This window comes from Streptomyces sp. NPDC046985 (genome assembly GCF_040644415.1).
Classification (GTDB): domain Bacteria; phylum Actinomycetota; class Actinomycetes; order Streptomycetales; family Streptomycetaceae; genus Streptomyces.
Genome location: NZ_JBEYWK010000021.1, coordinates 106,798 through 120,223 on the forward strand (window position 1 = coordinate 106,798; position 13,426 = coordinate 120,223).

General features: G+C 75.5%; 10 protein-coding genes and 1 pseudogene. 7 read left to right on the forward strand and 4 right to left on the reverse strand.

Annotated features, from left to right (window positions below; genetic code table 11):
- Positions 1-92 precede the first annotated feature (92 nt).
- The 3 genes from ABZ861_RS25405 to ABZ861_RS25415 form a co-directional block, all read right to left on the reverse strand.
- Positions 93-2,306 (reverse strand): GAF domain-containing SpoIIE family protein phosphatase, encoded by a 2,214-nt coding sequence (locus tag ABZ861_RS25405; RefSeq protein WP_361634225.1) that lies wholly within the window; start codon positions 2,304-2,306, stop codon positions 93-95.
- A complete protein-coding gene (locus ABZ861_RS25410) occupies positions 2,303-2,710 on the reverse strand; it encodes an STAS domain-containing protein (protein WP_361634228.1) in 408 nt (135 codons plus the stop codon). The genes ABZ861_RS25405 and ABZ861_RS25410 overlap by 4 nt, the downstream gene beginning before the upstream one ends.
- 436 nt (positions 2,711-3,146) lie before the next feature.
- On the reverse strand, positions 3,147-3,941 hold the full coding sequence (locus ABZ861_RS25415; protein WP_361634331.1) for a maleylpyruvate isomerase family mycothiol-dependent enzyme: 795 nt from the start codon (positions 3,939-3,941) through the stop codon (positions 3,147-3,149).
- Positions 3,942-4,432: 491 nt separating this feature from the next.
- On the opposite strand from ABZ861_RS25415, the gene ABZ861_RS25420 reads away from it, so the two are divergent.
- Positions 4,433-4,603: a hydrophobic protein gene (locus ABZ861_RS25420; protein ID WP_361634231.1), complete on the forward strand. Its 171-nt coding sequence runs from the start codon at positions 4,433-4,435 to the stop codon at positions 4,601-4,603.
- A gap of 385 nt (positions 4,604-4,988) precedes the next feature.
- Here ABZ861_RS25420 and ABZ861_RS25425 read toward each other — a convergent pair whose 3' ends face one another.
- On the reverse strand, positions 4,989-5,534 hold the full coding sequence (locus ABZ861_RS25425; protein WP_361634234.1) for a DoxX family membrane protein: 546 nt from the start codon (positions 5,532-5,534) through the stop codon (positions 4,989-4,991).
- A 403-nt stretch (positions 5,535-5,937) separates the two neighbouring features.
- Here ABZ861_RS25425 and ABZ861_RS25430 point away from each other — a divergent pair, with 403 nt between their 5' ends.
- From ABZ861_RS25430 to ABZ861_RS25455, 6 genes and pseudogenes are all read left to right on the forward strand, one after another.
- Positions 5,938-7,152: a D-alanyl-D-alanine carboxypeptidase gene (locus tag ABZ861_RS25430; protein ID WP_361634237.1), complete on the forward strand. Its 1,215-nt coding sequence runs from the start codon at positions 5,938-5,940 to the stop codon at positions 7,150-7,152.
- 1,064 nt (positions 7,153-8,216) lie between these two features.
- Positions 8,217-9,422, forward strand: a pseudogene (locus ABZ861_RS25435) (multidrug effflux MFS transporter); the annotation flags it as partial.
- Positions 9,371-10,552, forward strand: a complete 1,182-nt coding sequence (locus ABZ861_RS25440; protein WP_361634240.1) for a serine hydrolase domain-containing protein — start codon at positions 9,371-9,373, stop codon at positions 10,550-10,552. The pseudogene ABZ861_RS25435 and the gene ABZ861_RS25440, both read left to right, overlap by 52 nt.
- Before the next feature lie 151 nt (positions 10,553-10,703).
- A complete protein-coding gene (locus ABZ861_RS25445) occupies positions 10,704-11,759 on the forward strand; it encodes a small ribosomal subunit Rsm22 family protein (protein ID WP_361634242.1) in 1,056 nt (351 codons plus the stop codon).
- Between the two features lie 123 nt (positions 11,760-11,882).
- Positions 11,883-12,497, forward strand: a complete 615-nt coding sequence (locus ABZ861_RS25450; protein WP_361634334.1) for a TetR/AcrR family transcriptional regulator — start codon at positions 11,883-11,885, stop codon at positions 12,495-12,497.
- Between the two features lie 175 nt (positions 12,498-12,672).
- Entirely contained in the window at positions 12,673-13,413 is a 741-nt protein-coding gene (locus ABZ861_RS25455; RefSeq protein ID WP_361634337.1) for a bifunctional DNA primase/polymerase, read from the forward strand.
- The last annotated feature ends 13 nt before the right edge of the window (positions 13,414-13,426 follow it).

Consider the following 13,426-nt stretch of genomic DNA (forward strand, 5'->3'; position numbering starts at 1 on the left):
CGTAGGTCCGGGCCCGTCCTGCAACGGGATGCGAGCGAACCTACAGGACACGGCCCAAGGGACTCACCCCGGCGCCGGGAGGCGTGCGGCGTTCACGTGGCGGTCAGGACGAGGACGGCCTGGTCGTCGTCGACCTCGTGGCCGCCGGTGAAGCGGTGCACGGCCTGGGTGAGGGCGTCGATGACGTGGTGGGCGGCGGGCCGGGGCCGCGTGCCGGTCAGGGCCTCGGCGAGGCGGCGCTCGCCGAACTGTTCGCCGTCGGCGTCCCGGGACTCGGTGATGCCGTCGGTGTAGAGCAGCAGACTCTCGTGCGGGCGCAGGCGCAGGCGGTGGGGTCTCACGCGGGCGTCGGGGGTGATGCCCAGCAGCGAGCCGGACGCGTCCACGGCGTGGGCGCGGTGCTGGGCGTCGAGGTGCAGGGGCACGGTGTGCCCGGCGCGGACCAGTTCGACGTCCAGGCCGTCGGAGGCGGGGGTGAGCTGGCCGTAGACGAGGGTGACGAACCCGTTGCCGTGGCCGCCGGGGCGGTTGACCAGGGCTCTGTTGACGGCCTTGACGACGTCCTCGGGGCCGGTCAGCAGGGGCGCGACGGCGCGGGCGGTGTGGCGGACCAGGGCGGTGGTGGTGGCGGCGACGGCGCCGCGTCCGCACACGTCGCCGAGCAGAAAGGCCCAGCGGCCGTCGTCCAGGGGGAAGACGTCGTAGAAGTCGCCGCCGATGTCGAGCCCTTCGCCCGCGGGCTGGTAGTAGGCGGCGACGTCGGCGCCGGGCACCTCGGGCAGCTCCGGCAGGAGCAGGCCGGCCTGGAGGTCGCGGGCGAGGGTGACGCGGTGGGTGTACTGGCGGGCGTTGCGCACGGCGGCCGCGGCGCGGCGGGCGAGTTCCTCCGCCAGGGCGACGGTGTGGCCGTCGAGGGCGTGCTCGCCGGTGGACAGCAGGGTCACGGCGCCGAACGCGCTGCCCCGGTCCGTCAGCGGGATGCACACGTAACCGGTGACGCCCAGGTCGTGCCAGGGGCCTGGCCCGGTCGGCGTGCGGCGGGCGACCTCGCTCAGGCCGGAGGACAGGACGCGGGAGACGGCGTCGTCGGCGGCGTCGTAGACCGGGATGTGCGAGGCGAGCAGATCCCGCTGGCCCTGACCGGGGGCGGCGGCGGCGATCCGGCGCACCCGGCCGGCCTCGACGACGTCGACCGCGCACAGGGGCGCCAGCTTCGGGACGCAGCACTCGGCCAGGCGGCGCAGGGTCTGGGCGGCGTCCAGGTCGGAGGTCAGCGCGGTGCTGACGTCCAGCAGGAAGGCGAGGTCGTCGCGGGCGGCCTTCTCCCGGGCCTCGGCGGCCTGTTCCGCCTGTTCCGCCCGGTGCCGCTCGATGGCCAGGGCGGCGGTGTCGGCGAAGACCCGGGCGAGCGCGAGGTCGGCGTCCTGCGGGGCGCGCGGGCGGCGGTGGTACATCGCGAAGGTGCCCAGCAGCGCGCCGTCGCGGGCCAGGATCGGGGTGGACCAGCAGGCGGCCACCCCGGCCCGCTCGGCCAGGTCGCGGAAGTCCTCCCAGAACGGATCGGCGGCGATGTCGGTGACGATCACCCGCTCGCGTCGGTGCGCCGCGGTGCCGCACGAACCGACGCCCTCGCCCGTGGCGATGCCGTCGATGGCCTGGTTGTAGAAGTCCGGCAGGCTGGGCGCCGCCCCGTGGCGCAGCCGCCGGCCGTCGGCGTCCGCCAGCAGCACGGAGACCAGCACCTCCCCGGGCGCCAGCTCCTCGATGGCGCGGGCCATGCCCTCCAGCGCCTCGGGCAGCCGGGCCTGACGGGCGATCTGCTCCAGCAGGACGCGGTGCTCCGCGGTCAGCCGCTGGGCGTGCTTGACCTGCGTGGTCTCCACGCCGAGGACGCGTACGCCCATGACGTTGCCGCCGACGTCCAGGCGCGGCTCGTAGGTGAGGTCGAAGAACGCCTCCCGGGCCCGCTCGCCCTCGCCCAGCACCACGCGGACGTCCCGTCCGGTGTGGGGGCGGCCGGTGCGGTAGACGCGGTCCAGCAGCGCGAGGAACCCCTGCGCGGCCAGCTCCGGCATCAGCCGGCCCAGCGGCACGCCGGTGCGGGCCCGCTCCACGCCGCCGATCGCGGCGAAGAACGCCGCGTTGGCCGCCTCCAGCATGTGAGCAGGACCGGCCAGGGACGCGAACACGGCCGTCGACTGCCCGAACAGCGCCCGCAGATCCTCCTCCGTCCCGCTCCCCGCGGCGCCGGGCGAGTCCGCCGCCGCGGCGTCTCTGGCCGGCTGCTGTCCCGGTACGCGCGTCATGCGCTGTGCCCCTCACTCGGCTGCGCCGGGCCGTCGCCGCCGGCGGGGCCGTCGCGCTCGTCCGTGCCCGCGGCCACGGCCCCGGACGCGTCGGCGTACACGGAAAGCACCTGATCCAGACCCGTCAGCTTGAACAGCCGGGACACCTTCGGCGGCAGGGCCGCCAGCCTCAGCGCCCGGCCCTGCTCGGCCAGCCGCTGGCGCAGGTGCAGCAGCGCGCCGATGCCGGAGGAGTCGCAGAACGACAGCGCGGCGCAGTCGATCACCACGGGACCGGCTCCCGGCCCTTCGCGCAGCTCCGTCTCGCCCGCCTCCCGCAACTGCACCATGCTGTCGAAGTCCAGCTCGCCGCGCAGCGCGAACACCGCACAGCGCGCGTCCTGCCTGACGTCCACCGAGAACACCCTCAGCTTCCTCCGTGCGAAGCTCCCACCGACAACCCCCTCATGCTAGTGCTGTGGCTGAAAAGGTTTGCCGAAGAAAGCTCGCGGCGTCCGGTGCGGTGCGCCGCAAGGCGGAGCACTGCCCGCGTACTGGACGGACGCGGGCGGTGCGACGACGCGGCGAGGCGCCGTGCCGAGCGTCGCGAGCCGGTGAACCTTTCCGGCCACAGCACGGGAGACCGGCCCCGCCGACGAGAACCCGGGCCGCCCTGTGGGCGACGGCGCCGCGACCGCTGTCCCCGTGGACTCGCGAGCGCGGCGCCGTCCGGGGCGCCGAGCCGCGCTCCCGGCCGCCGTCCCTGCGGAGGCCGCCTATGGTCGTTGCACCGTCCCCGTGCTGGGGTCGAGCGGTGCTTCGGGTGTGCGGCGGCGGCGTCGGCGGGTCTCCCGGCCGGGTTCAGGGCGCCTGGAACAGGGTGGGGAAGCGGGGCGCCAGCCAGGGTCTGCGGCCCCAGGCCAGCACCCCTCCGCGCGCCATGGCCTGCCACGGGCCCAGACGTCCCAGCGCGATGAGGAGGAAGGCGACCGGCTCGGTGAGGATGGTGCAGTCCGGGCGCTCCGGCGGCTCGGGGCGCACCTCGACCCTGCCGTCGGCGAAGGTCACGCCGAACGCCGCGCCGCCCCGGACGCGCAGGGCGTAACGGGCCGTCAGCGCGGAGGCGGCGGGACCGGCGACGCGCGGCATCACCGTCTTCAGGAAGGGCAGGCACAGCCCGACCCGCTTCTGGTCGATCATGTGCGGGCGGCGCAGCCCGCGGGCGAGATCGTAACCGTGGCCCAGCATGTGGGTCAGCAGGTAGGAGGCGAGAACGGTCACGTCCATGGGACCGAGCGGGGTCAGCAGCGTCCGGTCCGCGGTCCCGTCCGACACGGCCCGGTCCGCCGCGTCCAGGAACACGTCGGCCTGCTCCACGATCACCGCGGCCAGCGGCTCCGCCCCGCGCTCGGGGAACTCGTCGAGACTGTGCGCGTTGGCCGCCGCGAGGCTCTGCGGCGTGCCGTCCCCGTAGCGGCGCTCCCGGCCGGACGCGAGATCGGCCATCAGCCCGTTGGCCACGGCCAGGTGGGCGGCTGTCTCCCCGACGGTCCACTCCAGCCCCGGCACGGGAACGGTCGTGTCCGTCACGCCCTCCAGAAGCGCGGCGATGGCGCGAGCGGTCTCCCGTATCGCCTGACCGAGCCCTTCCGGCAGGGAGTCCCCGGCGCTCGTCCGCGCGCCACCGAGTTCCTCGGGGAGGGAGTCCGTGGTGCTCGTCCGTGTGCCACCGAGCCCCTCGGACAAGGAGTTTGTGGTGCTCGTCCGTGTGGCGCCCAGCCCCTCCGGCAGGGCGTCCCCGGTGCTCGTCTGCGTTCCCCGCTCCACGCCGCTCGTTCTCCTCATGTTCTCCGCGCTCACGCGTCCCTCGTGTCTCTCGCGCTCACGCGTTGCGCTTGTCTCCCGCGATCACGCGGTCGTAGCGCGGTACCAAACCAGACCCGGCGGTCTCGGGACAAGGGTCATGGAGCGGTCTTGGCGGTCTTGGCGGCCCCAGCGATCCCAGCGGCCTGCGGGCGATGCGGGAGAGAGGCGGGGGGGAACGTGCGCAAAGTGTGCTGGTTCCCTTCATCGCATGAAAATAACTCGCCTTTTGTGTGCTTGCAGGAAGGAAGTAAGGGCATTCGTTGGCCAGGAGGTTGATAACAATGGTTCCCCTGCTTCTGGTTCTTCTTCTGGCCCTGGTTCTCTTCGGTGCGGGTTTCGCGCTGAAGGCGCTGTGGTGGGTCGCCGTGATCGTCCTGGTCGTCTGGCTGCTGGGCTTCGTGGTCCGGCCTGCGGGCGGCGGCGGCCGTAAGGGCCGTTGGTACCGCTGGTAACAGCGAAAGTCTCCGTGTGAGACGCCCGTCGCGCGACAAGCGGCGGGAGAAGGGCCCGGCCGGTGACGGCCGGGCCCTTCTCGCGTGCGGGAAAACCATTAAGGGGAAAAGACACCCAAATGGTCCGCCGTGTGCAGGGCGCGGCGCAGTGCAGTGCGGGTGTGGAGCAAAAGGACCGAGCCGAACATTTATATAAGGAAAGCGACAGAATTCGTGCATCGCGTCGGCGGCCGGGAGGCGGCGGTCATGAGGGCGGGCATGGACGTGCCGCCAAGTGACCGGAGTGACCGCCCTGTCGCCCGCCTTCGGCGACGTCGACAAGGCCGCGGAGGCGCTCACGGTGTGCGCCTGACACGCGACTGACGTGCGCCTTACGGAGCGGCTCCTACTCCTCGAACAGCGCCTCCTGCCGCACCTCCCTCTCCCTGCGGAGGTTCCGCGCGCGGGCGCCCAGGACCGCGGCCGTCCCCGCCGCCGTGGCCGCGAACGCCGCCGGGACCATCCAGCCGCGGTTCACCGCGTGCCCGAGAGCGGCGTCCAGTGAGAGGCGGCCGGGGCCGGTGATCGCGAGGCCGGTGGCCGTCAGGCCCAGGGAGGCGGCGTACTCGTAGCCGCCGCTCTGCGCGAAGAAGCCCTTCGGCACGTTGACCGCCGCCGCCCCCGCCATCGCCCCGGCCGCCGCCGCGCCCGCGGCCGGAGTCGCCAGGCCCAGGGCCAGCAGCAGCCCGCCGCCCGCCTCCGCCAGCCCGGCCATCGCCGCGCTCGCCTTCCCGGGACGGAAGCCGACGGACTCCATGAACTGGCCGGTGCCCTCCAGCCCGCCCCCGCCGAACCAGCCCAGCAGCTTCTGCGCGCCGTGCGCGGCGAGCACCCCGCCGGCGCCCAGCCGGAGCAGCAGCAGGCCCAGATCACGTCGGTCGTAGCAGGTCATGGCGGAACTCCCAGGACGATGGCGGAACGACGATGTGCACACCGGCGGACGACGGCGGACCACAGCGGACGCGGACGGCCGACGGCCGACGGAGCCGGGGCGGGGCGTGCGGCAGCCGGAGCGGCGGCGCGTCCCGTGCCCCTCCACTGTCGCACCGGGCACACCCGCATGGCCCGTACAGGACGCCGTTCGGGTGGCGGGGCCGAACGGGCGCGGGCGGCGCCCGCACTGCGCGGGATGACCGAAGCGGCATCCCTCCTTCGGTCGGCATTCGGCGCTCCGTCGCGGACCCGCCGCGCGTCGTGGCGCCCTCGGTCTGTACGGTCCCGGAGTGCGCGATTCCTCTTCGTCCTCCCGGCCTGCACCCACCCCCCGGACGCCCGCGGCACACGGGGGGCCCGCGTTGTCCCGGCGCTCCCTGCTCGGTCTCGCCGCCGCCGCTCCCGTGGCCGCCGCGGTGGCCGGACCCGCCCCGGCCGCGAACGCCGCCGCCGCTGATGCCGTCGCCGCGAACGCCTTCGCGACGGTCGGCGGCGCGACGGTCGGCGGCGCCCGGCTGGGCCGCCCCGGCGTGCAGGTGCGCTCCGCGTCCAAGCCGCCCGCGAAGCTCACCGCGCGCTCCTGGCTGCTCGCGGACTGGGAGTCCGGCGAGGTGCTGGCCTCGTACGACGCGCACCGGCGCCTGGCGCCCGCGTCCACGCTGAAGATGCTGTTCGCGGACACGGTGCTGAAGAAGTTCCCGCGCACCGAACGGCGCCGGGTCACCGCGGCCGACCTCGCCGACATCCCCTCCGGCTCCAGCCTCGTCGGCGTCCAGGCCGGGACCGCGTACACCGTCGAGCAGTTGTGGCAGGGCGTGTTCCTGCGCTCGGGCAACGACGCGGTGCACGTGCTCGCCCACATGAACGGCGGCGTCGCCAAGACGGTCGCCGAGATGCAGGCCAGGGCGCGGGACCTCCAGGCCCTCGACACGCACGTGGTCAGCCCGGACGGCTTCGACCACCCGGGGCAGGTGTCCTCGGCGTACGACCTGACCCTGTTCGCCCGGCACGGGCTGCGCGACGCCGACTTCCGCGGTTACTGCGCCACCCGCACGGCCGCGTTCCCGGCGGGCGGGAAGAAGACGTTCCAGATCCAGAACACCGACCGCCTGCTGACCGGGGTGTGGGGGCTGCGGAACTACGACGGCATGATCGGAGTGAAGAATGGTTACACCAGCCACGCCGGCAACACCTTCACCGGCGCCGCCGTCCGCGGGGGCCGCACCCTGCTCGTCACCGTGATGCACCCCTCGACCGGGGCCAACGCCGTCTACGAGGAGAGCGCCGCCCTGCTCGACTGGGGCTTCGCGCAGGGGAGTTCCGGGCGAGCGGCGCAGGCGGTGGGGGCGCTGGTGGAGCCGCTGAGCGAGGGCGGGGCGCCGGCGGGCGGCGGCCGTCCCGGGCGCAAGGCCGCCGCGCCCGCCGCCGGGCCGACCCAGGCGTCGGACGCCGGGTCCTCGGCCGGCCGGCTGGTGGAGGGCGCGGCCGGCGCCGCCGCGCTGCTCGCGGGCGGCGCGTGGGCGCTGCGGCGCCGGGCGGCGGCACGCGCCGACTCGGCCGGGCGTCACCGCCGTTGAGGATCCGCACAAGCGGAATATGGACATCCCGTGTTGATCTGCCTACGGGCGGCTTATAGTCGTCACATCCTTCACGAGAGCTTCACAGTTGAGGCGTCGAGCTTCCGCAGACCGCTTTCAGGGGAGGGACGGCGGCCGTTCCGCGGCGCTGGTTGGGGGGACTCCGCGCGGGACCGCGGAGTGCGCACCCGCCGCGGCGCGGCCGCCCGCTGGCGCCCGGGGGCACCGCTCGCCCCCGGGCGCGGCCATTCGGGCGGGAACTCCACTCCGCCCGAGGGTGGTCAGACGGCCCCCGCTCGCAGAACGATCTGAGGCCCCGCAGGCCGATCGGGCAACCCCGCGGACTGGCCAGAAGGCGCCGCATGCCGATCAGGCGGCCATCCCCGCGGACCCCGTCTCCGCCGCCTCACCCGTGTGGCGCCGCTCCCCGTGCGGCCGCGTCCCCTCGTGTCGCACCGGACGCATCCGGACCCCGCCCTCGTTCACCCGTTCGTCGGCACGGTGAGCGAGCTGAGAGCATGGGCGGCGGACCAGCCGGAGAGGCGCCCGCAGAGCGCCCCCGGCTGCTGACGGCCCGGCGGCCGCTGACAGCCGCCGACGGGCATGTACGACGCGTCGAGCGCCGGGGAGCGCCGACGCGCGCAGACGAGGAGGAGCACATGTCCGAGGGCGGGGCGCCGGCGCCGCACGCGCCGAAGGAGGCCGAACAGCGAACGGGACGCCGCACCGGGCCGCCCGCTCCCGAGAGCCCCGTCATCGGGCCGCGCGCTCCCGAGGCTCGCGTCACTGGGGCATCCGCCCCCGAGACTCGCGTCACCGGGCCATCCGCTCCCCACAGCAGCGTCACCGGAGCACCCGCTCCCGAGAGCCCCGTCACCGGGCCGCCCGCCCCCGAGACTCGCGTCACCGGGCCATCCGCTCCCCACAGCAGCGTCACCGGGGCACCCGCTCCCGAGAGTCCCGTCACCGGGCCGCCCGCTCCCGAGACTCGCGTCACCAGGGCATCCGCTCCCGGGAGCCGCGTCGCCGGGCCGCCCCGTTCCGAGGCCCGTACCGCCGGTTTCCTGATCACTCTGATCCTGGGCGGTCTGACCGCCACTCCTCCGCTCTCGATGGACATGTACCTGCCCTCGCTGCCGGCGGTCACCCGCTCCTTGCACGCGCCGGCGGCCACCGTCCAGCTCACGCTCACCGCCTGCCTGGCCGGCATGGCGTTCGGCCAGCTCGTGGTCGGCCCGATGAGCGACCGCTGGGGCCGCCGCCGCCCGCTGCTGACCGGACTGGCGGTCTACGTGCTGGCCACCGCGCTGTGCGCGGTCGCCCCGAACGTCGAGGTGCTGCTCGCCTTCCGGCTCGTGCAGGGCCTCGCGGGCGCGGCGGGCATCGTGATCGCCCGCGCCGTCGTGCGGGATCTGTACGACGGCGTGGCCATGGCCCGCTTCTTCTCCAGTCTGATGCTGATCTCGGGCGTCGCCCCCGTCGTGGCGCCGCTGATCGGCGGGCAGATCCTGCGGGTCACGGACTGGCGCGGGGTCTTCGTCCTGCTCACCGGCGTGGGGGTGCTGCTCGGCGCCGTGGTGTGGACCAGGCTCCCGGAGACGCTGCCGCCGTCAGCCCGGCACGAGGGAGGCGTGGGGCAGGCGCTGCGCTCGATGCGTCACCTGCTCGCCGACCGCGCTTTCGCCGGCTACACGGTGGCGGGCGGCTTCTCCTTCGCCGCGCTGTTCGCCTACGTCTCGGCGTCGCCGTTCGTGATCCAGGAGATCTACGGCGCCTCGCCGCAGACGTTCAGCCTGCTGTTCGGGCTCAACTCGGTCGGGCTGGTCGTCGTCGGCCAGATCAACGGCCGGGTCCTGGTCGGCCGGGTCCGCCTGGACCGGGTGCTGGCGGTCGGCCTGACGGTGATCCTCCTCGCGTCGACCGCGCTGCTGCTCATGACCACCGGCGTCTTCGGCCGCGTCGGCCTCGCCCCGGTGGCCGCCGCGCTGTTCGTGCTGATGTCCGCGATGGGCGTCACCATGCCCAACACCCAGGCCCTCGCGCTGATGCGCACCCGGCGCCACGCGGGCGCGGCGTCCGCGCTGCTCGGCACGACCGCGTTCCTGATCGGCGCGGTGGCCTCCCCGCTGGTCGGCGTCGCCGGGGAGCGCACCGCCGTGCCCATGGCGGTCGTCCAACTGGCGGCCGCCCTGGCAGCGCTGGCCTGTTTCGTGGGAATGTGCCGTCCCGGGACCGCGTCCGCGGCCGAGGACCCGGGGGAGGAGAGCTGAGCACACCGAGACTGCGCCGGGACACCCCGGAGAGGGCCGGACTCGACGCCGCCGAACTGCGCCGCCTCGTCCGCGAGGTCCACGACCTCACCGCCGGGGAGCGCCCCTGGGCGGCGGGCGCCGTCGTGGTCGCCGGACGCGGCCCGGTGATCGCCGTCGCCGAGGCCGCCGGCTGGGCCGCACGGTACGCCGCCTACGACCCCGGCGCCGACCGCGGTGTGGAACTGCCCCCGCGGGAGCGGGCGCCGATGACCCTGGACACCCCCTTCGACGTGGCCTCCCTCACCAAGCTGTGCACAGCCGTCGCCGCCGTGCAGCAGATCGAGCGGGGCACGCTGGGCATCGACGCGCGGGTGGGGGCGTACCTCCCGGAGTTCCACGCGGCCGCCCGGCACGGCGTCACCGTGCGGAACCTGCTCACCCACACCTCCGGGCTGCGCCCCGAACTCCCGCTCTACGACGCCCCGGACGACGCCGCCCGGCTGGCGCTGCTGCGCGCGGAGCCGCCCGTGACCGCACCCGGCGCCTCCCCTCTCTACTCCGACCTCAACATGCTGCTCCTCCAGCACGTCCTGGAGCGCGTCACCGGCCGCTCCCTGGACGTGCTGATCCACGAGGGGATCACCCGCCCGCTGGGCATGGCGTCGACGGGCTTCGGACCCTGCCCCGGCGCGGCGGCGACCGAGGACCAGCGACGGCCGTGGGCCAAGGCGGACCGGGGGATGCTGCGCGGCGAGGTGCACGACGAGAACGCCTGGGCGCTGGGCGGCGTGGCCGGTCACGCGGGCCTGTTCTCCACGGCGGCGGACCTCGCGGCCTTCTGCCGCGCGCTGCTCGGGGGCGGCGCCTACGGTCCCGCCCGGATCCTCGGCCCCGACTTCGTCGACCTGCTCCTGGCGCCGCCCGGCCTCGGGTTCGCCGTGGACCAGCCGTGGTTCATGGGAGAGCTGGCGGGCCGGGGCGCGGCCGGCCACACCGGCTTCACCGGCACGTCCCTGGTCCTGGACCGCGCGACGGACACCTTCCTCGTCCTCCTGGCCAACACGGTCCACCCGCGCCGCCGCCCGGGAGACAGCCGCCCGCGGGCCCGCGCCGCGACACGGCTGGCACGGGCGGTACGGGGCGCCTGACCGGCGCGCGCCGCCTGACCGGCGCGCGCCGCCCGTCGCCTGCTGCGCGCCGCTCGTAGCTGGCCGGGCGCCGCCCGGCATCCCGCGGCCGCCGCCCGGCACCCGGCGGGCGGCGGCCGTCCCCCCGGTCGGGGTCTGCGAGAATTGCGTGGTGAGTGAGCATGCGGGTGCGGGGGAGAGGCTGCGGGGCGCTCTGGCCGGGCTGCTGGACGGAGTGGGGTCGCGGCAGGCCGGGGCGGCCGTGGAGCGGCTGATCGGCCACTACCGGGGGAGCACCCCGACCGGCGCGCCGATCCTGCGCGACCGCGCCGACGTGGCCGCGTACGCCGCCTACCGGATGCCGGCCACCTTCGAGGCCGTACGGTCCGCGCTGGCCGCGTTCGCCGACGCCGTGCCCGGGTGGGCGCCGGGCGGCCACGTGGACGTCGGCGGCGGCACCGGGGCCGCGACCTGGGCCGTGGCCGACACCTGGCCCGGGACCCGGCCGGTCACCGTGCTCGACTGGGCCGAGCCCGCGCTCGCCCTCGGCCGGGAGATCGCCGCCGTCCACCCCGCCCTGGCCGGCGCTCGCTGGCAGCGGGCCCGGATCGGCGCCGCGCTCGCCCTGGCGCCCACCGACCTCGTCACCGTCTCCTACGTGCTCAACGAGCTGACCGAGGCCGACCGGGCCCGCCTGGTCGACTCCGCCGCGGCCGCCGCGCGGTCCGTCGTGATCGTGGAGGCCGGCACCCCGGACGGGTACGCCCGGGTCATCGAGGCCCGCGACCGGCTGATCGCCGCCGGGATGGACGTCGCCGCGCCCTGCCCGCACAGCGCCTCCTGCCCCATCGTGCCCGGCACGGACTGGTGCCACTTCGCGGCCCGGGTCAGCCGCTCCTCCCTGCACCGGCAGGTCAAGGGCGGCTCCCTCGCCTACGAGGACGAGAAGTTCAGCTACGTGGCCGCCACCCGGCTTCCGGTCGCGCCCGCCCCGGCCCGTGTAGTGCGGCGCCCGCAGATCCGCAAGGGGCAGGTCCTGCTCGACCTGTGCGAACGGGACGAGCTGCTGCGCCGCAGCACCGTCGCCAAGCGCCACGGCGACCTGTACAGGGCGGCGCGGGACGCGGAGTGGGGGGACGCCTGGCCGCCGCCCGGCACGGACCCGGACCCGGACCCGGAGACCCCGGAGGCCCCGGAGGCCACAGAGGCCCGGACCTCCCGCCCGTAGCTCCCGCGGCAGGCGGCTCCCGGGCCCGCTGCGCGCGCGTGCACAGGAGCGCGGGAGCGCGGTCGCCCCGCATCCCTGTGTACGGCGAGACGCGCCGTCTCAGCGCCCTGCTACCGTCCCCCCATACCCGACAAAACCGCCCCCGACGCCTCCCGCCGCAGTACGCGGTCCCGCAGCGCGATCTACGCCGCCGCCCTCGCCCTCGTCGCCGAGATCGGGTATCCGAGAACCACGATCGAGGGAATCGCCGCCCGCGCCGGGGTGGGCAAGCAGACGATCTACCGGTGGTGGCCGTCGAAGGCGGACGTGCTCCTGGAGGCGTTTCTCGACCTCTCCGCGCAGGCGGCCGGGCAGGCCGGTCAGGCGCCGTATGAGATCCCCGACACCGGCGACCTCGCCGCCGACCTCCGGGCCGTGCTGCGCGCTGCCGTCGACAGGCTGCTCGACCCGGCGTTCGAGGCGCCGGCGCGGGCGCTGGCCGCCGAGGGACTGCTGAACGAGCAGGTCGGCCGGGAGTTCGTCGCCAGGCTGCTGGAACCGCGGCTCCGGCTCTGCGCGCGCCGGCTGCGCGCCGCCCAGGACAGCGGCGCCGTGCGCGCCGACGTCGACCCGCGCATCGCGCTGGAGCTGTTCGTCTCCCCGCTCGCCCAGCGCTGGCTCCAGCGCACCGGCCCCCTCACCCACGCCTACGCCGACACTCTCGTCGGCTACGCCCTGTACGGGATCGCCCCGCGCTGACCCCGCGCCGGGACGGCCGCGGGACCCCGGCGGGCGCCTCCCGGGGCTGCCCGGCGCCGGGGCGCGGTCATTTAGGGCGCGGGATGGTGGGACCATGGACCCAGCCGTCCAGTCGTCCGCACCGGCGGCGGCGCCGGCGAGGACCGGGCGAGGAGCCGACGACGAGAGGCGACAGATGAGCGCGGAGTTCGGCGGCCGTGACGGCCGGCGGGGCGGAATCCTCCAGTGGCTGCGCGGTCGGCGCCCGAAGGAGACCGCCGAGGACGGCGGCGGCCGGGAGGCCCTGCTGCTCGCCGCCGCCGAGGCGGGACTGCCCCTCGCGCTCGCCGCGCACCCGGCGGCCGGTTACGGCTGCTCCTGCGACCGGGTGGGCTGTCCCACCCCCGCCCGGCACCCGGTGTCGTTCGCCTGGCAGACGCAGTCCACCGCCGACCGCGCGCAGATCGAGCGCTGGGCCCGGGGCCAGCCGGAGGCGAACTTCGTCACCGCCACCGGCATGACGCACGACGTGCTGGACGTGCCCCTCCAGGCCGGCCGGGAGGCGCTGGAGCGGCTGGCCGCCGCCGGCGTGGAGGCCGGGCCGGTCGCCGAGAGCGACGACGGCCGCATGCTGTTCTTCGCCCTCACCCGCGGCACCCCCGAGGACGAGGACGAGTGGTGGCCGTGCGAGCTGGACTGTCGCCCGGAGACCATGGACGAGCACCCGGGGCTGCGCTGGCACTGCCGCGGCTCCTACGTGCTGGTGCCGCCCGCCCGGCTGCCCGGCGACGGCGACCGCGGCGTGCGCTGGCTGCGCGGCCCCGAGCATCCGCTGCCCGACCCGCTCAGCCTGCTCGAAACCCTCACCGACGCCTGCGCCCGCCATGTCGACCGGGAACCGGGACAGGTGGGCGCGTCCTGGCCCCCGAGCCCCTGAACGCCGCCCAGCC